Origin of the sequence: Niastella yeongjuensis, from assembly GCF_900110245.1 — a bacterium.
GTDB lineage: Bacteria > Bacteroidota > Bacteroidia > Chitinophagales > Chitinophagaceae > Niastella > Niastella yeongjuensis.
The window spans coordinates 289,264-312,462 of record NZ_FOCZ01000009.1; the positions used below are offsets into that span (position 1 = coordinate 289,264).

General features: G+C 40.1%; 26 protein-coding genes. 13 read left to right on the plus strand and 13 right to left on the minus strand.

Annotated elements, in window-relative coordinates; translation table 11 throughout:
* Window positions 1-16: 16 nt before the first annotated feature.
* Complete coding sequence (locus BMX95_RS23705) at window positions 17-3,388, minus strand: chemotaxis protein CheB (RefSeq protein ID WP_081197968.1); 3,372 nt, start codon at window positions 3,386-3,388, stop codon at window positions 17-19.
* 192 nt (window positions 3,389-3,580) lie between these two features.
* Here BMX95_RS23705 and BMX95_RS23710 point away from each other — a divergent pair, with 192 nt between their 5' ends.
* Window positions 3,581-4,156 carry a helix-turn-helix domain-containing protein gene (locus tag BMX95_RS23710; RefSeq protein WP_081197969.1) on the plus strand — a complete coding sequence of 192 codons (576 nt, stop codon included), beginning with the start codon at window positions 3,581-3,583 and terminating at the stop codon, window positions 4,154-4,156.
* A 24-nt stretch (window positions 4,157-4,180) separates the two neighbouring features.
* Here the strand turns inward: BMX95_RS23710 and BMX95_RS23715 are convergent, their stop codons facing one another.
* From BMX95_RS23715 to BMX95_RS23730, 4 genes are all read right to left on the minus strand, one after another.
* Complete coding sequence (locus BMX95_RS23715; protein WP_081197970.1) at window positions 4,181-5,707, minus strand: B12-binding domain-containing radical SAM protein; 1,527 nt, start codon at window positions 5,705-5,707, stop codon at window positions 4,181-4,183.
* A gap of 1 nt (window position 5,708) precedes the next feature.
* On the minus strand, window positions 5,709-6,782 hold the full coding sequence (locus BMX95_RS23720) for a fatty acid desaturase family protein (RefSeq protein WP_081197971.1): 1,074 nt from the start codon (window positions 6,780-6,782) through the stop codon (window positions 5,709-5,711).
* 372 nt (window positions 6,783-7,154) lie between these two features.
* Window positions 7,155-7,715 (minus strand): helix-turn-helix domain-containing protein, encoded by a 561-nt coding sequence (locus BMX95_RS23725; protein WP_081197972.1) that lies wholly within the window; start codon window positions 7,713-7,715, stop codon window positions 7,155-7,157.
* A gap of 108 nt (window positions 7,716-7,823) precedes the next feature.
* A complete protein-coding gene (locus BMX95_RS23730) occupies window positions 7,824-9,464 on the minus strand; it encodes a Na+/H+ antiporter (RefSeq protein WP_081197973.1) in 1,641 nt (546 codons plus the stop codon).
* Between the two features lie 157 nt (window positions 9,465-9,621).
* Here BMX95_RS23730 and BMX95_RS23735 point away from each other — a divergent pair, with 157 nt between their 5' ends.
* The 3 genes from BMX95_RS23735 to BMX95_RS23740 all read left to right on the plus strand — a co-directional run bounded on the left by BMX95_RS23735 (window position 9,622) and on the right by BMX95_RS23740 (window position 10,733).
* Complete coding sequence (locus BMX95_RS23735) at window positions 9,622-9,954, plus strand: hypothetical protein (protein ID WP_081197974.1); 333 nt, start codon at window positions 9,622-9,624, stop codon at window positions 9,952-9,954.
* 65 nt (window positions 9,955-10,019) lie between these two features.
* The gene (locus BMX95_RS34600; protein ID WP_107686012.1) at window positions 10,020-10,175 is read left to right on the plus strand and encodes a lmo0937 family membrane protein; all 156 of its coding nucleotides are present in this window, start codon (window positions 10,020-10,022) and stop codon (window positions 10,173-10,175) included.
* A gap of 99 nt (window positions 10,176-10,274) precedes the next feature.
* On the plus strand, window positions 10,275-10,733 hold the full coding sequence (locus tag BMX95_RS23740) for a hypothetical protein (protein WP_081197975.1): 459 nt from the start codon (window positions 10,275-10,277) through the stop codon (window positions 10,731-10,733).
* Window positions 10,734-10,745: 12 nt separating this feature from the next.
* Here the strand turns inward: BMX95_RS23740 and BMX95_RS34605 are convergent, their stop codons facing one another.
* From BMX95_RS34605 to BMX95_RS23755, 4 genes are all read right to left on the minus strand, one after another.
* Window positions 10,746-10,910 (minus strand): lmo0937 family membrane protein, encoded by a 165-nt coding sequence (locus BMX95_RS34605; RefSeq protein WP_107686013.1) that lies wholly within the window; start codon window positions 10,908-10,910, stop codon window positions 10,746-10,748.
* 79 nt (window positions 10,911-10,989) lie between these two features.
* A complete protein-coding gene (locus tag BMX95_RS23745) occupies window positions 10,990-11,178 on the minus strand; it encodes a hypothetical protein (RefSeq protein WP_081197976.1) in 189 nt (62 codons plus the stop codon).
* Between the two features lie 38 nt (window positions 11,179-11,216).
* Window positions 11,217-11,621, minus strand: a complete 405-nt coding sequence (locus tag BMX95_RS23750) for an SPW repeat domain-containing protein (RefSeq protein ID WP_081197977.1) — start codon at window positions 11,619-11,621, stop codon at window positions 11,217-11,219.
* 201 nt (window positions 11,622-11,822) lie between these two features.
* Window positions 11,823-12,428 carry a YciE/YciF ferroxidase family protein gene (locus BMX95_RS23755; protein ID WP_081197978.1) on the minus strand — a complete coding sequence of 202 codons (606 nt, stop codon included), beginning with the start codon at window positions 12,426-12,428 and terminating at the stop codon, window positions 11,823-11,825.
* A 174-nt stretch (window positions 12,429-12,602) separates the two neighbouring features.
* Here BMX95_RS23755 and BMX95_RS23760 point away from each other — a divergent pair, with 174 nt between their 5' ends.
* On the plus strand, window positions 12,603-12,902 hold the full coding sequence (locus BMX95_RS23760; RefSeq protein ID WP_081197979.1) for a hypothetical protein: 300 nt from the start codon (window positions 12,603-12,605) through the stop codon (window positions 12,900-12,902).
* Window positions 12,903-12,962: 60 nt separating this feature from the next.
* On the opposite strand, the gene BMX95_RS23765 is transcribed toward BMX95_RS23760, so the two are convergent.
* Window positions 12,963-13,877, minus strand: a complete 915-nt coding sequence (locus tag BMX95_RS23765; protein WP_081197980.1) for a YihY/virulence factor BrkB family protein — start codon at window positions 13,875-13,877, stop codon at window positions 12,963-12,965.
* Window positions 13,874-14,974 carry an AI-2E family transporter gene (locus BMX95_RS23770; protein ID WP_081197981.1) on the minus strand — a complete coding sequence of 367 codons (1,101 nt, stop codon included), beginning with the start codon at window positions 14,972-14,974 and terminating at the stop codon, window positions 13,874-13,876. The genes BMX95_RS23765 and BMX95_RS23770 overlap by 4 nt, the downstream gene beginning before the upstream one ends.
* Before the next feature lie 189 nt (window positions 14,975-15,163).
* On the opposite strand from BMX95_RS23770, the gene BMX95_RS23775 reads away from it, so the two are divergent.
* On the plus strand, window positions 15,164-15,616 hold the full coding sequence (locus BMX95_RS23775) for a hypothetical protein (RefSeq protein ID WP_165758827.1): 453 nt from the start codon (window positions 15,164-15,166) through the stop codon (window positions 15,614-15,616).
* A 51-nt stretch (window positions 15,617-15,667) separates the two neighbouring features.
* On the opposite strand, the gene BMX95_RS23780 is transcribed toward BMX95_RS23775, so the two are convergent.
* The gene (locus BMX95_RS23780) at window positions 15,668-15,967 is read right to left on the minus strand and encodes an RNA recognition motif domain-containing protein (RefSeq protein WP_081197982.1); all 300 of its coding nucleotides are present in this window, start codon (window positions 15,965-15,967) and stop codon (window positions 15,668-15,670) included.
* A 452-nt stretch (window positions 15,968-16,419) separates the two neighbouring features.
* On the opposite strand from BMX95_RS23780, the gene BMX95_RS23785 reads away from it, so the two are divergent.
* The 4 genes from BMX95_RS23785 (at window position 16,420) to BMX95_RS23800 (ending at window position 20,462) form a co-directional block, all read left to right on the plus strand.
* The gene (locus BMX95_RS23785; RefSeq protein WP_081202995.1) at window positions 16,420-16,608 is read left to right on the plus strand and encodes a CsbD family protein; all 189 of its coding nucleotides are present in this window, start codon (window positions 16,420-16,422) and stop codon (window positions 16,606-16,608) included.
* A gap of 527 nt (window positions 16,609-17,135) precedes the next feature.
* A complete protein-coding gene (locus tag BMX95_RS23790) occupies window positions 17,136-18,344 on the plus strand; it encodes a glycosyltransferase (protein ID WP_081202996.1) in 1,209 nt (402 codons plus the stop codon).
* A 13-nt stretch (window positions 18,345-18,357) separates the two neighbouring features.
* On the plus strand, window positions 18,358-19,440 hold the full coding sequence (locus BMX95_RS23795) for a glycosyltransferase (protein WP_081202997.1): 1,083 nt from the start codon (window positions 18,358-18,360) through the stop codon (window positions 19,438-19,440).
* A gap of 2 nt (window positions 19,441-19,442) precedes the next feature.
* Complete coding sequence (locus BMX95_RS23800) at window positions 19,443-20,462, plus strand: glycosyltransferase family 4 protein (RefSeq protein ID WP_081202998.1); 1,020 nt, start codon at window positions 19,443-19,445, stop codon at window positions 20,460-20,462.
* A gap of 18 nt (window positions 20,463-20,480) precedes the next feature.
* Here the strand turns inward: BMX95_RS23800 and BMX95_RS23805 are convergent, their stop codons facing one another.
* Window positions 20,481-21,932 carry a glycoside hydrolase family 130 protein gene (locus BMX95_RS23805; protein ID WP_081203002.1) on the minus strand — a complete coding sequence of 484 codons (1,452 nt, stop codon included), beginning with the start codon at window positions 21,930-21,932 and terminating at the stop codon, window positions 20,481-20,483.
* A 214-nt stretch (window positions 21,933-22,146) separates the two neighbouring features.
* Here BMX95_RS23805 and BMX95_RS23810 point away from each other — a divergent pair, with 214 nt between their 5' ends.
* From BMX95_RS23810 to BMX95_RS23820, 3 genes are all read left to right on the plus strand, one after another.
* Window positions 22,147-22,416, plus strand: coding sequence for an RNA recognition motif domain-containing protein (locus BMX95_RS23810; protein WP_081202999.1), 270 nt, complete (start codon window positions 22,147-22,149; stop codon window positions 22,414-22,416).
* Between the two features lie 108 nt (window positions 22,417-22,524).
* Window positions 22,525-22,809 carry a hypothetical protein gene (locus tag BMX95_RS23815; RefSeq protein ID WP_081203000.1) on the plus strand — a complete coding sequence of 95 codons (285 nt, stop codon included), beginning with the start codon at window positions 22,525-22,527 and terminating at the stop codon, window positions 22,807-22,809.
* A 50-nt stretch (window positions 22,810-22,859) separates the two neighbouring features.
* Window positions 22,860-23,111 (plus strand): RNA recognition motif domain-containing protein, encoded by a 252-nt coding sequence (locus tag BMX95_RS23820; protein ID WP_081203001.1) that lies wholly within the window; start codon window positions 22,860-22,862, stop codon window positions 23,109-23,111.
* Window positions 23,112-23,199: the final 88 nt, after the last annotated feature.

The window sequence follows — 23,199 nt, forward strand, 5'->3', positions numbered from 1 at the left end:
ATTGAATAATGAACTCTTAACCCTTTAAAGGAAGCAGCACATGGAACTCCGTTCCTACCCCTTCTTTTGAGCGGACATAAATTTCCCCCTTATGATTTAACACGATCTTTTTACACAAGGCCAGGCCGATACCTGTTCCTTCAAAACGGTCCCTTGCATTTAATCGCTGGAATATGTGAAAGACCTGTTCCTTAAATTCCTCATGGATCCCAATCCCATTGTCTGAAAAAATAATTTCGCAATAAGACAAGGCGTTATTGAGCGCCGGATGCGTTTGCACTTCATCGGAGGTTAGCATTCTACAGGAAATATGGACCGCCGGCGTTACATCTGGTCTGGAAAACTTTATAGCATTGCCGAGCAGATTGAAAAAAAGCTGGTTCATTTGTAAGGGTACCGCTTTAATAACCGGAAGCTCATCCTGTGTTATAATGGTTTTTTTCTGCTCGATCATCATATCAAAATCTTCCCTGACATTCTGCAAAATAGCGTTCAGGTTTACCTGTTCATAAATATTGGAGTCCAATACCTTTGAAAAATGTAGCACATCGCGGATCAGCCCTGACATCCGCTGTGCAGCCAGGCTTATCTTATCGATCAGTTCCGCGGCTTCACCTGTTATGTCTTTACCAAACCGTTCATTAATAAGGGCCGAGAAGGTCTGGATCTTTCGCAAGGGTTCCTGCAGATCATGGGAAGCAATGGTTGCATATTGTTCCAGGCTGTCATTTGACTGTTTAAGCAAGGCATTGGCTTCTTTAAGCGAAAGGGTGCGTTCTTCCACTTTACTTTCCAATTCACGTGAAAAGTTGATCAAACCACTTTCCCGGTTTCTGGTATCTGTTATGTCTTCAAAAGCCAGTAAGATCAATAATTCGGCATTGTCATTTCTGGCGATGCGGCAGGCATTTAACAACAAGGTCCTTTCACCAAGGTCTTCGAATTGTTGTTTGACCTCCACATCAACAATTCGGCCATCTGTTAACAAACTATTTTCCAGGGCAGATCGGAGGGCAGGAATATTCCATAAGCCATTCCTAAGTTGATAAAAGGATCTCCCTTCCGTTTCTTCCTCAGATGTTCTGAACTTTTTATAATAGGACTGGTTAGCTGTTCTTACTTTCATATCCTTATCCAGCACAACGAGTGGTTCGCGGATCGTAGCTATTATTGATTCGGCGTATAAACGGGCAGTGTTCAATTGATCATTCCGGTCTAACAATTCCTGGTTAAGAGTAGTCAGCTCTTCATTAGTGCTTTGGATTTCCTCCTTCGAGGTTTCCAATTCTTCATTCAGGCTTTGCAACTCCTCACTGCCTGACAACAATTCTTCGTTGGCGCTTTGCAGCTCCTCATTAACCGCTTCCTGATCTTCTGTAATACTTCTTATATCCTCACGTAACTGCGCCAGCTCACATTCCAATTGACTGTTCCGTTCGCTTTCTGCCAGTTCTCTATTCCCGGCTTCTCTGGTTACCCCTTCCTGGTCCTGGTCCAGGTTAGCCATTGCATCCTCAAAAAGGACCAGGTAAAAACGTTCTATTGTATTCAGCAGCGGGATCACCTCAATGGTCACCAACTGCTGTTTTCCGGGAGCCGTAACAGCAATGCCTTTTTTCACCACCGGTACATTATCAATTTTTGCTTTATACAGGGCATTCCGCAGTTCAAAGGCCAGCCCCGGCTTTACCATTTTCAACACGTTCAGGCTCGCTTTTCCCGGCGACGGTTCCAGCCAGGCGCCCACGCCCCCTCTGAACTGAACAATATCCATTTCTTCATTAATCACTACCCCGGAAGGGGAAAATTTTGCCAGGATCACCTCATCGGCGCTCCGTTGAAAATCGTCGCGCCACGGTTCCTTTTTACCTGCGTTCCCACTTCCCTTCGGACTATTTTCCGTTCTGCCGGAAGCCAGGTGTAAAAACCTGCCAGGAACGCTTTTCCTGGTATAGATCTTTTCACTTTTACCATAAGTGGCAAATAACTCTGCCGCAGGCGCAGTAGTTTCGGAATTGCCCAATAATAAAAATCCATGCTCATTTAGTGCGTAGTGGAAGGTGGTCAGCGCCCTCTTTTGAAGGAATGTCTCCAAATAGATCAGCACATTCCGGCAACTGATCAGGCTCATCTTTGCAAAGGGCGGGTCTTTTAAAAAGTTGTGGCAGGCAAACACACACATATCCCTGATGGCCTTATTGACATGATAGCCACCATTTACTTTTGTAAAATATTTCTCTATCTGTTGAGCGCTCAATCCGCCCATTTCCTTTTTGGCGTAGATGCCTGTACGGGCTTTGGCTATTGATTTTTCAGAAATATCCGTTGCAAAGACCTGCACCTTATAGTCAACTATCCCGTTTCCCAGATATTCACTCAGGCATATGGCAATTGAATAAGGCTCTTCCCCGGTTGAACAACCCGCTATCCAAATGCGCAACGGATTGGTTTCATCTTTATCTTTTAAGATATTTGGGAATACAGATTCATAAAGAGCGGTAAAAACTTTAGGATCGCGAAAAAAACCTGTTACGGGGATAAGAAGGTCCTGATACAGCAGGTCCTGTTCACTAATGTTTTCTATGAAATGGGCAAGGTAATCAGTGATATTTTCAATCTTGTTCAGGCCCATCCTGCGAACGATACGCCTGCGGATGGTAGTTTGTTTGTAATAGGTAAAATCATTCCCTTTCCGCAGCCGTAATAACGCAATTATTTGACGGAAAGCCTCTTCCCTGGCCGATTTACCTTCTTCTTTGTCCACCTCCAGGCCATTTCTGAAGATCTCCGAGATCCTGGCCAGCTGCAAGGGAATCTCTTCGGGTGTAAGGATAAAATCCACAGCATCTGCATCGATAGCGCTCTGTGGCATTCCGGGAAAGGCAATAGATTGTGGTTCCTGGGCGAAAGTAAAGCCCCCATGCTCCTTGATCGCCTTCAAACCATTGGTGCCATCGGTACCGGTGCCGGATAAAACCACGCCGATCGCCTGGCTTTGGTGAACTTCAGACAAAGAAGTGAAAAACACATCGATGGGCATATTTTTCTCCCCTTTCGGCCCCCGGGGACTTAATTCAAGGCGGCCATCATTTGCCGTCAGCAATTTATTTGATGGGATCACATACACCCGATTTGGTTCAACCCATACGTTATTGGTGATCTCCTGCACAGGTATTGCCGTGATCTTTTGCAGAATCTCTACCAGCATACTATCGTGCGATGGTTCCAGGTGCTGTACCAGAATATAAGCCACTCCGGAATTTTCAGGTATGGCCCTGATGAGCCTTTTAAACGCATCCAGGCCTCCTGCTGAAGCCCCCACGCCAACTACCGGAAAAAGATTATCAGAATGATCCTTATTTTTACCTTTGTTATGCAATTCAGACATGATCTAGCATTTGCTGAAATTATGATCAAAAAACCTTTCCAAGGTACGTTTATTAACGCTATGTTTACAAATCGCATTCAAGCGTTTCAGCAAGAAGCATTAGCAGAGCTGGTATAATTATGGCATAAATGAATTTCCATGCCAAATGATCAAACATCCTAACCCCTGGGAGAGCTTTGAAAATAAACTTACTTGAAACTCTATATAAAAAATATGGTTACGCGCCGTTGCATCATTGTTGTAAAGGATGCATTGGAGAAGCTTGGGATCCAGTATAATGAAGTAATCCTGGGGGAGATTGACCTAACAGGTCACCCATCCGAGGCCCAGCTTACTCAGCTCAGATCCGCACTATTATCGTTAGACCTGGCGTTACTGGAAGACAAAAAAACGATCCTGGTACAACAAATTAAGACCCTCATCATTAAACTCATCTACCATTCAGACGAACCGTTAATCAAAAACCTGTCTGTATACCTGAGTAATCAATTGCATTATGATTATACCTATATGGCTAACCTGTTTTCAAGTGTACAGGGCATTACCATAGAAAAATTTTATATCTGCCATAAAATTGAGCGGGTTAAGGAATTACTCATGTACGATGAGCTTTCCTTAACGGATATAGCCTTCAATTTGCATTATAGCAGTGTAGCGCATCTTTCGGCCCAGTTCAAAAAAGTCACGGGTCTTACCCCTACTCACTTCAAACAAAACATGGGCAATAAACGTGAAGTCGTTGAAAACGTTTGCCGGGACCTCAAATAGCCGCGACTTACATTTCGCAAACAATTAACTGGTTTTCTGAAGGTAAGCATATGCATTATGTGATAGGGCGCCGGCCGGCAGCCATTTCCACCACCCCCCGAGGTCTTTTTCAATAATGTTTTTATAGAACTCAGGCAATTGCTGGGATTCCCCTTCAAAATATTGTCTGAAGCTGCGGTCCTGAATAAGGTTTTGCCTTATCTGCCGGTAAAATTTTAACCGGCCCCATCCTTCAGAAGAAATAGCGCGCATCACGTTCATCCATTTGGGGTTAAAACCTCGCGTATGCATAAGCCGCCGGTAAATCGCCTTTGGTGAAAACGCATATTCTGTGAGGTCAATCACTTTGTCGTAAAAGTCGACCCAATCATAATTTTTAGGTTTCACATTCATGGCCAAGTGATTATTAAGGAAATGAAAAGGGAACGGGAGAACCCGTCCCGCTTTCTGATATTCAAGATTTAATGGTGCAGCCTCACCAAAAGCAGTGAGGAGAGAGAACCCAGGGAACGCACTTGGGGAATTATCAATAAACCGTTTGGTTAGTTCGAATGGTTCAGCTCCCGCATCACTGTCGAGACCCAGCACGAAGTTTGTTTGCACGTATGGCACATAATGAAAAACATTATTAATATGGTCGGAGATCTGTTTTACTTTTTCAGCTCCGGTAATATGGGAAGACCGTGATTTATTACCCAGGTCATACCATGATTCTACTCCTGGCAGCAGGGCAGTAAACCCATTTCCCTTTAATTTTTTCAGGTGATCATCTGTCAAAACTGACAGACTGCTCTCCGCAATAAAATGAAAGCTTTTAGGGGGAGCTGCCGAAGCGATGGCCTGCATAGTTTCGTCGAACCGGATACCAAAATTCGGGTCATGCCATCCTATCCACGGCCTTTTATATTTTGTAAGTAAAAATTTAAGATCAGAACTTATAGTTTGAAAATCCAATGCCCGATAAGTAACCGTTGAGTCAATACAGAACGGGCATGTATAGGGGCAACCGACACTTCCCAAGATAGGTACCATCTTAAGAAAAGGCGCCTTCTTTAAAGTAGCTTCAATAAACTTCCATCGTTCCTGTATGCTGCATAAAATTGCCGGCTGCTTACCGGCACACATTTTTTTTCCTATGGGGCGTTGGCGGGTACAATTATTTAAAAGCTCCGCAATTATTTGCCGGTTGGTAAAACCCAGTACGTAATCAAAGTATTGAGTGGCATCATCCGGATAACACCGTGCATGTGGCCCACCTAAAACGGTTATTACACCATGGCTACGGAAATAGTTACTAACGGCATAGGCCAGAAGTGCCGCCTGGGTAAATGAACTGATAAAAACAAGGTCTACGTCATTTGGAAGCTCTCTGATCAAATCCTCGTTACCTGTATAGCAGATCATGGTGACGGTATGTCCTTCCTGCTCGCACCACGTAGCTATTACCTGAGGCATTATACTGGCCAGGTTAGCATGCATGATCTTTCCCCATAATGATTTGGATGGACTTTTACATACCAGATCAATTATTCCTATTTTAAGAGCTTGCATATTATTTATAGTTTCTTCCTAATTGTTTCATGAGCCGTACATGCGAGTAAATGGCCTGCCGCAGGGTTGGATAATAATGGTAGGGCAACCCAAATAATTCACATTGCTTCCGTATTATTCTACTCAATGCCGGGTAATGCACATGACTGATATGCGGAAAAAGGTGATGCTCTATCTGAAAATTCAGTCCGCCCACTAACCAGCTGACCACTTTATTCCGGGGGGCAAAATCGGCAGTAGTTCTTACTTCATGAACAGCCCATTCCGATGCTATTATCTTATTATTTTTTGCAACAGCATCAAAAGAAGTTTTCTCTACCACATGAGCCAATTGAAATACGACAGATAAAACAAGTCCCATTGTAACATGAAGAATTAAGAAGCCGGTTAACCATGCCTGCCATCCTAAAAAATAAACAGGTACCACAGCATAAAAGAAAACATAAAGTACCTTACTAACCCAGAATAAGAAGTGCTGCCCTGCACCGATTTTGTTAATAGCGGTTGTATGGATCTTCTTTGCAAAGTATTTATAAAAATCAGTACCCCACATCCAGGCAATGGTGCTTACAGAATACAGCAGGAACATATAGATGAACTGGTAACGATGTATAGGCATCCATTTTTGGGTAATACATTGCCTTAATAACGGGCCATTGGCGATGTCATCATCGACCCCGTCGATATTGGTATAGGTATGATGAATAATATTGTGCTTGATCTTCCAGATAAACGCATTGCTGCCTAAAACATTCATGCTTAATCCCATGAATTCATTGACCCATTTTTTACCGGAATAGCTGCCATGACAGGCATCGTGCATCACATTAAATGCGATGCAAACCAGGGTGAATCCAAAAAACACTGAAAGCAATATCCCCACCGGCCAACTATAATCTCCAACCAACAACCAGATATAGGTGGTAATCCCCATTGGTATCAGTATTATTGCTTTTAAATACAATTTCCAGTTTCCGGTTTTTTTGAGGCGGTTGTTTTGAAAATAAGCTTCCACGGAATTTTTAACAGACCGGAAAAACAAATGGTCCCTGTTGTTAAATGTTATTTTAGGCATACACAAATCGACTTATGATAAAAAGTAGTAAAACTGCTTTCATCAAAGTTGCCTGAATTTCACAGAAAAACTGTTATATGCTTCTTAGAGACTCTTATATTATTCACACATTATTAAAGAAGGGAACAGTCCATCATGACGGGCATCATTAAGTCGCTGGCGGGCGTTGACTGTCATTGATTTATCTAACAAAAAAGGGCCCGGATAGAAATCCAGCCCTGCTCATTAATCCAATATCCTATGAAAAACCATAACAAAGATATAGGCTGCCTTTTTCTTCCTGTTATACAGTTTATAAAATACATTACATAATTCACACATTTAGATAACCGTTCAATATGGGGTATTATTTCCATTGATAAAATGATAGATTCACATTTCGTCCAGCATAGACCTTCGTTTGCCTTTTAATTGTTTAAAATGTGAAGGAGTAAGACCGGTTACTTTTTTAAACTGAGCAGAAAGATGCGCCACACTGCTATAATGCATCCGGTAAGCGATTTCGGTTAGATTTAACTCATTATATACGAGTAGTTCTTTTACCCGTTCAATTTTGTGGGCGATCAGGAATTTTTCTATGGTGATACCCTGTACTTCTGAAAAGAGATTGGCGAGGTAGGTATAATCGTAGTTCAATTTCTGGCTTAAATATTCAGAAAAATTTACTGTCAATGGTTCTTGTGAATAATGGACCGATTCAATAATAACGTTTTTTATTTTCTGGATCAGAATACTCTTTTTATCGTCCATTAATTCGAGGCCTGATTTCAATAACGCAGCCTTTATTTGATCATGTTGCTCGGCTGAAATGTCCTCCACCACTTCCGCTTCGCCTAACTCTACTGTCGTAAAATGAATGCCCAGCTTTGTCAATTCCTCTTTCACGACCATCTTACAGCGAAGGCATACCATATTTTTTATATACAGGATCACAGGAGCATATTTAAGAAATTTTCATGCGGGATTATGTTTTTATTACCAATACAGAAAGATAACATGGGGTATGACGGCGTTTGGTTCTAAATATACGTAAAAACTTGCTTATTCATCTTTTTTAGGAAGCGATTGATTCAGCTTCAGTTCCGCTATATCCATATCCCTTTCCACCGTCCTTATTGCCGCATCGCTGAACCGGCCTTCCTTATGAAGTTTTAACAGCAGTTCCCGTTGAAACCGCCCGATCTCCAGCTGGGCTTTTTGCATGTCGGTAAGTGTTCTTACAGCTACCTGTTCTTCCTCGCTTTCGTTTCTGGTATGTATATTGATCTCATTGACCAGCTTCGCCGCTACCTGCTCGAACTTCTTTTTTAACTCTATCCTGGTTCGTTCGGGCGGCTGAGGATAAAATTCATAGTCAATAAAATGCATCGTGCTGTTCACTATATACAATTGCAGTTCTTTTTCCTCCTTATCCTCACTAATAACAGGCTTCACATCAAGCAACCTGATCAACAGGGGAAGGGAAAATCCCTGTACCACCAGCGTTACAAAAACCACCACAAAGCAAACAAATACGATCAGGTGTCTTTGCAGGAAGGTATTTCCATTATACAGGTTAAGTGGCAGTGCAAGAGCCAACGCCATGGATATTACTCCTCTTGTTCCTGTCCAGGCAACTATTAACACATTTTTCCAATCGCCAAACCGTTCCTGATCTGCCGGTACACCATTACTATTTCCTTTATCCCGGTTAAACATCCTGAATAAATAGACACCCCCGAAAACCCATATCATCCGTACCAGAATTGTCACCACGCTAACGATCAATCCATAACCTATAAGCGCAGATAAGCTATAGTCTGTTAATTGTTTTAAAATACCGGGTAATTGCAGGCCAATGAGAATAAATACAAAGCCATTCAACAAGAACATCAATGTATCCCAAACCACTCTTGTCCGGATCCTTGTCTGATAAGAAAAGATTTCCGGAGAACGCCATGCCAGTAAAAGTCCGGTACTTACTACAGCCAGGATGCCGGAAGCATGGATCTGCTCAGCAGCTAAATAGGACATAAAAGGAGTCAACAGGGTGAGGCTTGTCTCCACTATAGACTGGTTCACGATCCTTTTATGAATAAATATTAATACAAAGCCAATCAGCAAACCCATAATTATGCCCACCCCCGCCACATACAAAAACTGTAACCCGGCCTCCCAGAGCAGAAAACTTCCCGTAATGCTTGCCACCAGTGCATACCGGTAGGCAATTAAAGCAGAAGCGTCATTAACAAGGCTCTCCCCTTCCAGAATACTGATGACTTTTGTGTTCAATCCCAGCCCTTTAATGATACCGGTCGCAGCTACTGCATCAGGCGGAGAAATGATAGCGCCCAAAAGAAAGGCCAGCGGCCAGCTAAACACGGGAATGAAATAATGGGCTGTTACGGCAATAGCGAGCGTAGTAATAAAAACAAGACTGATGCCTAAGGCTGAGATCGGTTTTATATTGGTTTTAAACTCATGCCAGGAAGTACGGAAAGCGGCATCATAGAGCAAGGGTGGTAAAAAAACAAGGAATACAACATTCGGGTCCATAACCAGATCAGGCAATACAGGTACAAAACCAATGATCAGCCCTACCAACACCAAAAAGACGGGATTTGGAAGTCTGAGTTTATCAATAAGAGCCGATAAACTGATCAACACTACTAATATAAAAATGATGATCTTAAAGTTTTCCATCTTTCTTTCGATCTGTGAATAATATAAATCAATTCTCCAATTATGTAACTATTATTTGATTTAAAAGATTCAGTTTTGTACTCTGATTCATGTAATTATTCCATTCAAACAGGGAATCAATGAAAAAGTTCAGGGATGTTTCAATCCGGCAGATTTTATGTCAAACAATACCAACAATATCACTATTAACACCGAGCAGTTTTATCCTGCAAACTTTCCCAATGCGATGAGAGAATTGGCTGCTTTACGATCAGGGATATCAGATACCTCTAATTATTTCAAAGTTGAGATCATTATATCTTATTTAAAAAACCACACCCTGCCCATACCCTGGATTGATGCAAATCCTGTACTTACCCGACTGGTTACATCAGGTTTTTTCAAAACATCGCATTTGGAATCATTATTTGAATCCGGCCGCAACAATAACATTTTTCTAAAGGATCTTGAAGAATACATTGGCAGACAACTTCTGACGGGAAGAAGTTGATTTTTTATCGGCTAAACTTTGATCGAATACAACAATGGGTTCGCATGATCAGACAATAATAACCAATGAGAAACTTACTCTATATAATTGGTGTTATTTTCATTATTGGATGGGTGATAGGTATTTTTGGTTTTAACGCCGGAGGCCTCTTTCACCTGATGCTTGTGTTTGCATTCATTACAGTTGCCTTAAGCATGATTCCGAAAAAAAATATTCATTAAGCGTTCTTTTGTTGTCTATCTTACAAACAAGTGTGAATCATGTAATTCTTTTCTATAAATGCATAATATAAGCCGTAGCAATAAGCTCACCTTTACAACATGAAAAAACTATTATTTTTAACCTCGAGTGGATTGTTGTTCTTTTGCATGGCAGTGTCCGGCCAGGTGAATACAGATTCTCTTTCGTTGGTGTCGGCGATCAGCAAGGACCAGTTGCAACTGGGCAAACTGCAAAATCAGCTGGAACAAAAGACGAACAACAAACAAGATGCTTCAGAGAAAGCACAAAATACTGCCAGTAAAAATTCAACTGCAGCAGACAAATTAAGTGAGCAACCGAATAATAAGAAATTGGCCAAAAAAGCAAAGAAAGAAGCCCGTGCAGCCAAGAAAGATTCGAAGAGTGCAAGAATTGAATCGGGAAACCTGGACCAATTGAATAAGGATATCCATGAACTGGAGAAACGAATATCTAACAATCAAGTCAAATTAGATAAGTATATAAAAAACGGAACCACTAAACGAACAGCCTCCGATTCACTGCGTACGCAGCTGTAACGCATGTTATACTCAATTTTTCACTTCTACAGAGACTTCCTGCATAATGTTTAGAAGAACGGCAATAACTGCAAACACAAGCATCAGGTGAATGGCGCCCCTCATGTGATATCCGATAAGACCAACGAGCCAAACGATGACAAAAATAACGGCAACGATATAGATTATATTACGCATAAATTAAGTTTTAACAGAGCAGGAAAAATTCACCATTAAAAAATCATGGTGATTTTTCCTACTTTGATTTTTAATGGTTTTAGTTGTTTCTGTTCTTTAACATTTTTAACCCAGAGGAGATCAGCATGATTGCGGTAGCCACCATCAAGATACCTCTGATCTTACTGTGCTGCTTTGGCACTGATTGAATCGCACGATTTGGTCCATTACCAAACATACGTCTACCTGCCGTTTCAGCGGTTGATTCTACCAATTCTTTAACTGACATAAAATTAGATTTTAATTCTTCAATAATGATTCATCGGGTTAAAGTCCGGTTGCTGTACTCTTGTGTATATTTCCATCAAAAGGTGCATGTCTTTCGACCGGGTCACGCCTTGTCATCATCACTACCCCCAATACCAGGATAATACCTAATACCAGGTGTGGTTGCCAAACATGATTTACAAAGCCAAACAGCCAGGGCGAGGCAGCCAGTAAAATACCACCCACCATATCAAGGGCCAGATGTGTGCGCATTGAAATCAGGCGGAATAAACCCAGTTCATAATTTGTCATTAAACTGTACACAAGGATTGCTATACCTAAATATACGGGCACCCATGTTTCTGCGCCATTTCGTGCAAAATTAAATAACCATGGTGCTGCGATGAGTAAGATACCCATTATATAATCGATACATCCATGGACTTTCGTACTTATTGGTTTCATAATATCAACATTTAATTATTATATAAGCATCACAAGTTATGCCAGCCCAATATACTCAGACATGACTAAAACAGATCCTGCTCCAAGGCGCCAGGTGGTAGAATACGGCTTAAAGTGAATTTATATATTACATAAAAAAGGAGAGATCACATACACTGATCTCCCCTTTTACTGCACTTACGCACTGCAGTGAATTAAATGCTATTCTTCTTCCCTTTCTTCACCTTCCTGTTCTGCCTGCCAGTTTATTTTATTTTCAGCAATTTCAGAAAGCCCCGCATCCGTTTCTTTTTCTTCTTCTAGAGTCTGATTCAACAGTTTAACAACCTCGTCTTCCCCTAATACGGTGGCGATCTGTACCAAACCACCATACGTAGCAATTTCGTAATGTTCTACTTTCTGAGCCGCCATAATAATACCTACATCCCTCGTCATTGTTCCATCTTCAGTTTCTTCTATAATACTTTCCCCTTTTTTGATAAGGCCTTCCATAGCATCACATTTTTTTGCCTGAACTTTACGTTCCATTAATTGAAATACTTCCTCTAGTCTCCCTACCTGTTCCTTAGTTTGGGCAATATGTTCCTCTATTGCGGCCTTCAATTCAGGCGTTGTAGCGGCTTTTTGCATTTTAGGTAATGCTTTTGTCAATTGTTTTTCGGCCCAATAAATATCTTTCAGCGATTCGTAAAAGAACGTTTGTAATATTGAATTACTCTTCCCTACGCCTCTGGAAACTGATGTTCGATTTTTTGATTTACCTGCGGTCCGGGACTTTGAATCGCTGGTTGATTTAGTATACGCCATATGTAAATTATGTTTTTAAATACAGCTTATTGGTTGCAAAGCCCGGACCAGGCATAAACCTGTTCAATATGTGAATGATATAACTTATTTCTCCTGTTATATAATAGTCATTGGAATTTAATGGCGCACCTTTGCATTGTGTTGCTTATATAGCCACACATCAAAATAGAAAATATGAAAAAGTTTATCGGCATTTCAATCCTGGTTCTGTTAGCAGGATTTTCTCAGGTTAACGCACAAAGCACGACCAGTAAAGTAGGAACGGATGTTAAAGACGGCGCGGTAAAAGCCGGCAACAAAACGGCAGAAGTTGCATCAAAAGGGAAAGCAGCAGTTACTGATCAGGTTTACAAGGATAAGGTAGGTCCCAATGGTGAAACTATTTATATTGACAAGCATTCAAAATATTATTGGATTGATAAAAAGGGACATAAGGTACCCATAGAAAAAGATAAATTGATAATAAAGAAATAAAACTAAAAGCTGCCGCCCCAGAACGAATGGGGCGGCGGCCGTTTGGAGAAGAGTTAATTTTTAGCCGGGCAGGACCTCTTTCGTTTCCAAATAAACTGCGTAAGACCTGGGAATAATCTTTCCCCCATATAGATACGCGTATTCTTTTGTAAAAGTTGCGCCGAAGTATATAATGACGCTCGAATAGTAAATCCAAAGCAGCAAAACAACCAGACTTCCGGCAGCTCCATAGGTGGAAGCTGTATGGATATGACTAAGAAAATAACCTATAACTCCCTTACCAACCATAAAGAAGAAGGAAGTAAAGACTGCTCCTTTTATAGCATCATTCCATTTTACTTTTCCATCGGGCACATATTTGAACATGAATGTAAATAATACGGCCACAACAGCGATAATAGATATCCGGTTAATTGCAAATGCCATAAAAACGCCGGCGCCTGCAAAAAAGTCGATCAGGTAACTACCCAAAATATCAATCAGCAAGTTGATTACTAGTGACAAAACGAGTATGAAGCCAATGACGCTGAATATACCTAAAGATATCACCCTTTTTATAAGGTATTTTTTCCTGTTAAGTTTTGGCATTGGTTTCAACTTCCAAATGTGATTGATAGCGTCCTGCACTTCTGTAAAAACGGCTGTAATACCAAGCACTATTACAATGATTGCCGCAACCTTTGCCACAAAAGAACCATGCTCCAAAACAACATGCTGAATCATTTGCCGGATCTGCATTGCTGCAACATCTCCAACCTGTGATCCTATTTCCGAAAATATTCTTCCTTCCATTGCCTGTCTTCCAAAAAAAAATCCGAATAAGGAAATAGTAACAAATAGTAAAGGCGCCAGCGCGAAGATTGTATAGTAAGAAAGTGAGGCGCTATAGCGAAGGTAATTTTCGGCAATAAAAGTCCTAAGAGTAGTTCTGAAGGTAACCCATAGCCGGGCAAAAAAGGTTGGGATCCATTTCATGAGCTTATTTTTTTCGTCGCCGCATACCCCGGGAAACGCATAGGCTTTTTAGCAGCGCTATCATCTCCTAACAGCACCCCCCATTTTTTAAACTGTTCCGTACGGTCGAATATGATTTTCAAAACTGCCAGGATAGGCAGAGCCAGAAACATACCTGATACCCCAGTCATGGACCCGGCAATAAAAATGCCTATGATGGAAATGAGCGGATTGAGCTTAACCTGTGAACCTACAATACGTGGCATTAAAATATTATTGTCAAGGAACTGTACCACTGTAATAGCTCCCAGTACAAACAGGATATCAACAACCCTCTCCGACGAAGCAAGGGTAATCAGTGCACCTAAAATATTACCTAACAATGCACCGAGATATGGAATGAGATTCAAGAAAGCAAATATAATTCCTATTAGCAGTGCATGTTTTATTCCGAAAATAGCCAGCATTACCCATAACAGAACAGTAATATAACCGAGCTGGATTAATAAGCCTAGGAGGTATTTTTTTCCCATCTTTTCAATTTGCTGCATAACCTGTTCTATATTTCTATGATCTTTTGGTTCAAAACACATTAATATGAACTTCATAAAAATACTTCTATACATTATTAACAAATAGGTATAAATGGGCAATAATCCAAAGAATAACAAAGTACCTGTAGCCGAACCAGCCGCGCCGCTTAAAATGCCGGCTGCATAACTGAGAAATTTATTGCTTTGGTCCTTAATAAACTTTAATTGCTCTGTAGGTGAAAAATTGAACACCTGGCTAACCCATAAACTCAACGCATTAAGATGTGTAGTTAAATTTTTTTCTATTTGAGGATAATCGTGCAGGAGAAAGCTTGTCTGATTGTAAAACAGCCATACAACGAGTGCCACCACAATAATTATTAATAATATCGGAAAAAAAACAGCTAATGCGTCAGGAAACTTTCGCCTTCTGAAGAGGCGGTATACCGGCAACAGCATAATGCTTATAAAAAAGGACATGAGTAGGGGCATGATAACAATCTTTCCAATTACAAGTATTGCCCCAATTAAAAAAAGTCCCAGCAACTCAATGGAACGTTTTATGGTAACAGGCATCTCTTTCATATGGCATATTCAATATTGATCAATGAAGAGTGAGTATACTTACAATAACTGCATTACGTGGGCAATTGTTGTAAATAAAATATTTAGACGCTCCATTACAACTTCGCCTCACTTATAAAGTGTAAATCATATAATAAATTTCAAAAATAATATAACAATTCAGCACAGAAAGAATCGCACCTTTACATTATGCAAAAACTGTTCTTATTTATCTCTTGTGGCTTGTTGCTTTTTTGCATACCAATATCAGGTCAGCAGCTAAAGAAAGATTCTCTTTCGTTAGTATCGGAAATATATAGGAATCAATTAAAACTAGGCAAATTACTAAGTCAGCTTGAACAAAAGAGCAATAAAAAGCAAGATGCTTCAAAGAAGGCACAATATTCCGCAAATAAAGACTCAACTGCAACAGATGAACTAAGTGATGATCCCGATAATAAGAAACTGGCCAGAAAGGCAAAAAATACAGCCCATGATGCCTGGAAAGATTCCATGAATGCAATAACACAATCAGAAACCCTGGACAAATTACATAGCGATATCCAGTCTCTAAAGCATAGAATTGAAAATAACCAGGCCAAATTAAATAAAATAAAGCACGAAAGGCCTAACAGCACAACCATCGATAGAATACAGAACTAATATAAAAAGCCCCTTACGGGGCTTTGATCTGCAGTAAAAATCAAAATAATTTTAGTATCTGTTTTCATTATAACTTTTTCCACTATTAAAGTCACGAGAAGGTCTGTCTCCTTTAGGCTTTGCAACAGTTACGCCGATTGTCCTGTTTTCTACTGTAGTGCCATTCAATTCAGCGATTGCTTTTGTTGAAGCGGCTTCATCAGCCATTTCAACAAATCCGAAACCTCTTGATCTGCCAGTAGCTTTGTCTGTAATAACTTTTGCCGAAGTAACTTCTCCATACGGCGCAAAAATATTTCTCAAGTCATCATCGTGCACGTCGAAGCTTAAGTTTGCTATATAAATGTTCATTTGTAAAAGTTAACTGGTGAATAAATTTCGAGGAAGGCAAGAAGTAAGAAACTAACTATAATGCAGGTAAATAAGCAATGTAATTAATGAATACTTATGCGAGGCTCAAATTAACCTACTGAAGGTAGTACTCTTTATTGTATATTCCTAATCATGTACACTTAATGCCTTACAAAGTGTGAATTTTATAATTCATTTCTAAAATCATATAACAATTCAATACAAAAGAATCTCACCTTTATACTTGCAAAAATTATTTGTCTAAAACGGGATAAATAACCTTACCTACCGATACCAGACCCTGTAATTGATAAGGGAAATTAATATTTCCCTTATCAATTTTTATATAAGTGTGAATGTTGTAATTTATTTATTTTATGATGTAACAATACCTATTAAAAACAAGTTCACTTTTGTACAATAGTTTATTATTAAAAATTAAAGTAAATATTATGCAAGATAAAACAACATCAAGTGGAAACTGGAACGAACAAAAGACCAGGTTAAAAAAAGAGTTTCCTGCACTTACCGATAAGGATCTGTTTTTTGAAATAGGCAGGAAGAATGAAATGATGGCAAAACTGCAGGTTAAACTGGGTAAAACTAAAGAGGAGTTGCAACGAATTATTGATGCATCCTAGCTAATGACCAAATTACACTTACTCTATCCATTTAATTTTATCGAGTGAAAAAATCCGGGAACGCTTCCGGATTTTTTATTTGCTAGTTGGTTTATGGTCAAAGCAAATATCATCCAGGAAAGTTGTTGAAGGTCTCATTCTACCACGTTACAATTTAAATCGGCTATCAAAAGATACCAAGTTTTCAACAAATCTGCTTTCCGCTTTTTTAAAGATTGAAAATTGATCTGAGGAAAAAGCAGGAGGTAAAGGAAAGCAAACAATCAATCAATTACAAAGTGCTAATAAACTCAAATGGGTGCTTATTAAAGATACACGCATTTTCCGGCTATTCGTAATTTAATAGTTGCAATCAAATAAATAGACTACCTTCACTTACTCTTTTGAAGATATTCCCACAGATCCTTTCATTTTGATCCATCCGATTTGTAAGTAACAATTAATTGTAGTCCTGCTCACTCCAGGTAACATCTTATTGCATTGTGCCAGTTAGTTCTGTCCCATTATTCATTTCTAAAAACAATTGCATGACAATTTCCCATTCACGCTCAAAAATACTTTTTATTAGTACATTCCCGCCTGTAAAATGTGGCATAGCCAGTTTTACTCAAGACCTTACCGCTTCAATTGCTCCCGGGCTAAATGAAGACTTTTCAATTTCCATTTGTGCGCTCGATAAAAAAGACACCGGCCACCCATATCCACTCCCGGTTTCAATGGTCATGGATAGTTATAATCTAACCTCCTGCATTGAAACCGCTAATAAAATTAACAAGGACCCGCACATAGAACTTGTTTGCATAGAACATGAGTTTGGCTTATATGGCGGAAACCTTGGCGAATTTTTATTGGGATTTCTGGCACTGCTTGAAAAACCATTCATCGTCCGGTTTCACACGGTATTGCCAGCTCCTGGTGAACAAAGATTAAAACTGGTTCAGAAAATAACATTACTGGCTGATAAGATAATCGTAATGACTTCCAACTCTGCCAGGTTATTGACAGCCGATTATCAGCTGGACCCCCGAAAGATCATTATCATACCACATGGCACTCCCTCTAATAGTAAGATCGGAGCTAGTGATCTTAAACTTAAATATGATCTTATACATAACCAGGTACTAACCACCTTTGGCTTATTAAGCCCTAATAAAGGAATAGAAAAAGGCATACTTGCCATGAAGGAGATCAGTGAAAAAATTCCGCAGGCTATTTACATTGTTCTGGGCCTTACGCATCCCAATCTGCTGCAACAGGAAGGTGAACAATACCGTAATTACCTGCAACAATTGATCGACGACAATAATCTCCAGAATAATGTACGGCTGGTGAATGAATATGTAGCGACCCCTATACTAATGGAATACCTGGCATTGACAGACATATACCTATTCACTTCAAAAGACCCTGATCAGGCGGTAAGCGGTACGTTTATATATGCCATGAGCGCAGGCTGCCCCATCATTTCCAATTCATTTGCTCTGGCGAAAGAAATGCTGGATGAACATACCGGCATCATCATTGAACCGGGCCAGGAACATGCATTGGCAGAAAATGCCATCTACCTGCTACAGAATAAGACCGTAAGAATACAAATGGGGCATCATGCCTCTTTAAAAACAAAAGACACCGCCTGGAAAAAAGTTGCCGCAAACCACCTGGAACTGTTTGACAAAATTCTACAGAAACCGGTTGTTAAAACCGAGTTGACCGACGTATTAATATCCAGATTTTAAAAAATATATTTATATGGAAACAGAAGACACAATGCTTTTATCACAACCGGCTTTATTTACAAAAGCACAAATGCCGGCTTTAAACTTCAAGCATATCAGTAATTTAACTGATAAAACTGGTATTATTCAGCACGCTGTGTTTTCCATGCCTAACAGAAAAGAAGGCTATTGCATAGATGATAATGCACGCGCTTTGCTTTTTGCTGTTTGGGCCTGTAAGAACAATAAGAAAGATCAAATTGCTCATGACCTTTTGTTGGTTTACCTGAGTTTTATTCATTACATGCAAAATGAAGATGGATATTTCCGCAACTTTTTGAGTTATACAATGACAGCTACGGAAGACCGGGGATCAGAGGATTCATTCGGAAGAACCATGATGGCACTTGGGTATTTGATCAACGAAGGCCGTTCTCATTTATTGATCAGAACTGCGCAGGGAATATTTATAAAAGCATATCCGCATGCCAGTAAACTTACATCACTGCGCGGCATTGCCAATACCATTGTAGGCATCTGCCAGTTTATTAAATACCATTATCCCGATGACAGGAAAAGAGATATGGTAATTCACCTTGCCGATAAAATGGTTGCCATGTATAAGGATAGCAAAAGCAGCGACTGGCATTGGTTTGAACCCGTTCTTACTTATGATAATGCCATGCTGCCACTTGCTTTGTTAAATGCATTTGAAGTAACGCAACAGGACGAATACCTGACGATCGCCTTTGAATCTATGGCTTTTCTGGAATCCAGGGTATTTTATAATGATACATTCAGACCCATTGGAAACGCAGGATGGCATAAACAGGGCGGCCCAATAGCCCAGTTCGATCAGCAGGGCATCGACGCAATGGCAATGGTACTGTATTACCAACAGGCGTTCAGACTTACCGGTGAACAATTGTACCTGGCCCGCATGTATAAATGCTATCAATGGTTCCTGGGAGATAATGATCTGAGGCTTTCGCTGTACGATTTTTCAAACGGAGGATGCGCAGACGGCCTGCATACCAAAGGAATCAATTTAAACCAGGGTGCAGAGAGTACACTGGCGTACTGGATCTCGCACCTGTTGGTAGCCTCAACTTTATAAGCATGAAAATAGCGGTACTTGCGCCTATAATCTGGAGAACCCCACCTTTGCATTACGGTCCATGGGAGCAGGTAGCTTCTGTTTTAACAGAAGCATTGGTAAAAAACGGAATGGATGTTACGTTATTTGCCACTGGGGATTCTGTTACGAAGGCAAAGCTACAGTGGGTATGCCAAACGTCATTGGGTGAGCAGCCCGCCGATGCAAAAGTTTGGGAATGCCTGCACATCTCCAATCTTATGGAGCAGGCTTCACAATTTGATGTCATACACAATCATTTTGATTTTCTCCCGCTGACCTATTCTTCGTTAATCAAATGCCCGGTAATAACCACCATTCATGGTTTTTCTTCTGAAGAAATTCTACCGGTGTATAAAAAATATAATAAACGAACCCAGTATGTATCAATAAGCCACAACAACCGCCATCCTGAACTTCAGTATCTCGATACCGTTTACAATGGTATTAATGAAGAACAATTTCAGTTTGGCCAGGGTGATGGAGATTACCTGTTGTATTTTGGAAGGTTTCATCCGCATAAAGGAGCTTATGAAGCTATACAGATCGCCACTCAATCAAATAAAAAGTTAATCCTTTGCGGACTGGTGCAGGATGAAAATTATTTTAGAGAAAAAATTGTTCCTTACCTCAATGACACATCGATAATATACAAAGGGAATGTAGGACCGGGGTTGCGCAATGAGCTTTTGGCAAATGCACTGGCGTTATTACACCCCATCAATTTCGAAGAGCCGTTCGGCCTCAGTGTGGCAGAAGCAATGATGTGCGGCACACCGGTGGTTGCTTTTAACCGGGGTTCCATGCAGGAACTGATCATAGATAAAAAAACAGGGTTTATAGTTCAACATACCGGGGAGGCGGTCGCAGCTTTGAATAATATTAAAATGATCAGCAGACAGGCTTGCCGGGAACATGCCATGGCTCAATTCGGTAGTCAGGTAATGGCCAGACATTATATTCAGTTGTATGAACAGGTGGCCCGGCAACCTGGTAGCCTGTAACGTCCCTGATCAACTGGTTTAATTCATGGCATTTAATAATGCGGCCAGAGGTACCGTAGCAAATGAGGTAGCATAATCAGAAACGGCATAAGGAATAAACAAACAATCCTGATGTAATATAGCTCCACAGGAATAAACCACATTTGGTACATATCCGTGCCATTCATCTTCATCCGGCATTAATAACGGTTCCTTTAAACGTCCCAGTTCTTTGGTTGGGTCGTTTAGATTAAACAGGCTGGCGCCGAGACAGTATTTACGCATCGGACCAACGCCATGGGTAATTACCAGCCATCCCTCTTCCGTTTCTATGGGCGACCCGGCATTGCCGATCTGCACAAATTCCCATGGATACACCGGTTGCTGCAGCAAAGTGGCCGTTTCCCACAGATACAAATCTTCAGAGAACATTATGTAGTTATTAACCCCGTCAATGCGGGAGATCATGGCATATTGTCCATTGATCTTTCTGGGAAATAAAGCAAGGTTTTTATTAACTGCTGCTTTTCCATGAAGTGGCGACATCTTAAAATGTAAAAAATCCTTTGTTTCAATTAAATGTGGTAAAATGAATGAGCCATCGTACGCTGTATAAGTAGCAAAATAAGTGGTAGCACCATCTTCAGCGGTAAATTTTATAAACCTGGCATCCTCAATACCATTCTTCTCAGTAAACGTTACCGGAAAAATAACCCGTTCTGACAATAAAGATTCCTGAAGAAAATGTAATTCATAACTGGTATTCACCAGGCTGAGGATATCATATTTAAGTTTGTTCTTTGCCGTACCGGTCCCTACATGCTGCAGGGCATTTTTTACAACCGATTCAATCTCTTTATAAGAAAACGTATCTTTCAACTGGTTTAAAATATCTGTGCAAATCCCTTCCGGAAATGGGTATTGGGATAGTAACTCCTTAAATGCTTTTTTGTTATTCCTTTTCTGTTGTGTTACCGTCCCCTGGTTCATATACTTCCCTGAAGGCTCAAAATGGATCTTTGCATTTTTATCAAGTTTTGCCCGTTTAAATACAAGGGATGATATATGACCTTCCCCTGTAGCTCTGAAACTGACGATCACATTTTTTTCTCCTGCTGCAGTATCGGACTGGTCCGGATCTTCCACAATAGAAGGGTTAAACAAGGCTGCATGTTCCAGTGAATATTCCATGGTAAAATAAGAACCTATCAACAATTTTTTTTCGAAGGATAAAGCCAGACACTCCTTTTCAGTTAACAAGTGTTTTATTAATTCAAAATGCTTTACAAAAACAAGCCGGATATTACTATAGCGTTTATGAAATTCATGTTGAACCTGTAGCAATAATTCATTTACCTGGTTGTCGGGCAACTGCATCACCCTGTTAATTAGCGTCAGGGAACGCTCATCCCCTGTATTAAAAAAACGGGGAATTACTTTTCTGACATCTGGATTTAAGCGCACATTGATCCTGTTAACCTGTAATTTCATATCCAGTGAAGGTAGTTCAATAAATAACACAAATGCCATTTGACCTTTGTCGCTGTTCTTTTAAAAAGACATGTTAAACCACCACAAATAATAAATTAGATCGTTACTGCAAATAAGCATATCTTTAAATACTGACCTTTTATTGTGTAATTTCCTACCTTTTGCTTTCCTACACTTTACCTCGTCATTTCCTTTAACTAAGTAAATTAAAAGTATGCGCTTATTAATCAGCAATTTAAACAGATTCACTACCGCTACCCATCTGGCAAATCTTCTGCTTCCTTTTGGGTTGGTATCGTCTGCCAGGATAATGATGAATGCCCAAAACGGCTTATCAGAGGGGGTGGCATTGGTAGAAATGGAATATAAAGCAGGTCAAATTGTTATTAGTGAACTCAATAACAGCCGGTTTATGAACTACTACATCAGTGTAGAAGAGACAATTTCGACTAACAAATCAAAAAGGTTTAAGAGCCACGCATAACTTGCATATGATCAGCAACGCTTGCCTATCAGAAAATAGTTAACCAAACAGCAGATGTATACTAACGGGAAACAGGAGAGCTAATTGATCCGCTCTTTAAATTCAGATATGATATTTTTAAAAGAACATTTACGCAAAAAGAATTACGATTGGGCCGTGATGCATCATCATTGTAAGGAAAACAACGAACCCAACCGGCGTACTTTTAACCCGCTTAACGGTTATCAGGTGCTGTTTATCATTAACCACTTCGGCAAATCAATTGGCAAATTGACGATTACAGATGGTTGCCAGCTCGAAGAACTTATTTCAACGCAACTCCCCTTAGAATTGAAAAGCGAACTATCTGTTTTTAACTGGTTGCGCGGGATATACTTATATTATAGCAATTGAGCAGAAAGGTTATATAAGCAGCTTAATAATATCATTAAAAAATAACCATTATGAACATACAGATTTTCAATCTTAGTTTGCATACCGAGGACCGTGATTTACGAAGATTATTTTCATCCTTTGGCAACGTAACATCGGCTGAAGTAGTGAAAGACAAATTAAACGGCCGGTCAAAACGTAATGGGATAATCGAAATGACTACTGACAGTGAAGCCCGCCAGGCGATCGTATCGCTTAACCAAACAATGTTTGATGGCAAGCTGGTTTCCGTCACAGAAAGTCAGATAAAAAGTAAATGGTAAATACCTCAACAACCGATTAGTTTTAGGGTTTTAACAAATTCGACTAGTTACTTCAGATAATAAAGACTACCTTCATATAGTTATTTTG